The 1386-nt window shown below is 40.3% G+C and carries 2 protein-coding genes; both read right to left on the reverse strand.

Features of this window, described 5'->3' with window-relative positions:
* Window positions 1-58: 58 nt before the first annotated feature.
* Window positions 59-235 carry a PspC domain-containing protein gene (locus QZ359_RS07115; protein WP_293964920.1) on the reverse strand — a complete coding sequence of 59 codons (177 nt, stop codon included), beginning with the start codon at window positions 233-235 and terminating at the stop codon, window positions 59-61.
* Window positions 236-263: 28 nt separating this feature from the next.
* Window positions 264-1386, reverse strand: a 1123-nt coding sequence (locus tag QZ359_RS07120; protein ID WP_293964909.1) for a glycosyltransferase, incomplete at its 5' end; no start/stop codon positions are given.

Here is a 1386-nt window from a genome sequence, read left to right on the forward strand (position 1 = left end):
TTTTATCTCCTTCGTTACATTCTATTTTCTATTATCTTAGCATGAATTTAGCTAGTTTTCAATAGTCACTTGCTTCTGGCACAATAATCCATAAAATGATATAAGCTACAACTCCTGCTCCATAAGCAAAAGCAAGAACACCCCATATTACGCGAACAATAGTAGGATCCATATCAAAATAATGGGCTACCCCGGCACAAACACCCGCAATCTTTTTATCACGACCGCTTCTCATTAATTGTTTTTTCATACTGTTCCTCTTTCTATTCTTCATGGTCTTTCCAATAATCTCTTATGCTGATCAACTGTGTTTTTGAAGCCTTCAGCATGCGTCTAGAGCCTTTTACGGGTACAGCAACCACCTGTTGCGGTAGATACAAAACTGTCTTAAAGATACGCTGACTGACCGTATCATCTTTGGCTAAATCTTTCTGGAAGTTATTTGAAATAATGGCATCCAGATAAAACTCATGCACCCGTTTTCCAAAGTTCTCAGCTGAAATCTCGTACAACTTCTCTGATAAAGTATGCTCATTCATATCTGGCGTTGCAATCAGGGCTTCCAAAATAGCACCAGCCAAATCATGTTCTCCATAGTACAAGGTTCCAAACATTTTATCACTGATCAGATTGTCCAGATAAGGATTTCCATGAGCAATGACAGGCGTTCCACTGGCTAAGCTTTCCAAGTAGGTCAAGCCTTGGGTTTCACTTGTCGATGCCGAGATGAAGAAATCCGCCGCCTTATAGTAAAGAGCTGTCTCACTAGGAGCAATCATCCCTGTAAAGACAACAGAGTCTTGAATCTCTAGTTTCTGGGCTTGCTCTTTGAGGTCATCCAGATAAGGACCATCCCCAGCTACCACCAGTTTAACCTTGTCTTCTTCTTTCAGAACTTCTGCAAAGGCTGCTAAAACTGCTTGAATATTTTTTTCATAGGAAATTCTGGAAAGACTAAGCAACATCTTTTCATCATCTTGAATCCCTAGTTTACTACGTAGTTCTTTCAGATTTTCCTGCTTGATTTCCGGACGCTCAAACTTAGCTAATTCAATCCCAGTTGGAATGACCCGTTTTTCAACCTTGACCTTATAGTCAGATAGCAAATCATGGACAATCTCACTAGGACAAATAACCCCATCCACATCATGCAGGAAACCTCTGACTAAGTACTTGACCATACTAGGACGAATCAACATCCCCTTAGCAATATAATGCACGTAGTCTTCGTATTGGGTGTGATAGGTATGGATGACTGGAATCTTCAATTCACGCGCAATCCAAATTCCCAACAAGCCAAGAGAAAATTCTGTCTGGGTATGAATAATATCTAGCTGATATTGTTTAGCAATTTCAAGCGCCTTGCTGAAACCTCGATAGGCAAAG

Source organism: Streptococcus sp. (assembly GCF_019414905.1).
Classification (GTDB): domain Bacteria; phylum Bacillota; class Bacilli; order Lactobacillales; family Streptococcaceae; genus Streptococcus.

Bases quoted from the DNA above. Each gene is read 5' to 3' on its own strand.
- QZ359_RS07115 (WP_293964920.1), bottom strand. From the start codon at position 235: ATGAGAAGCGGTCGTGATAAAAAGATTGCGGGTGTTTGTGCCGGGGTA.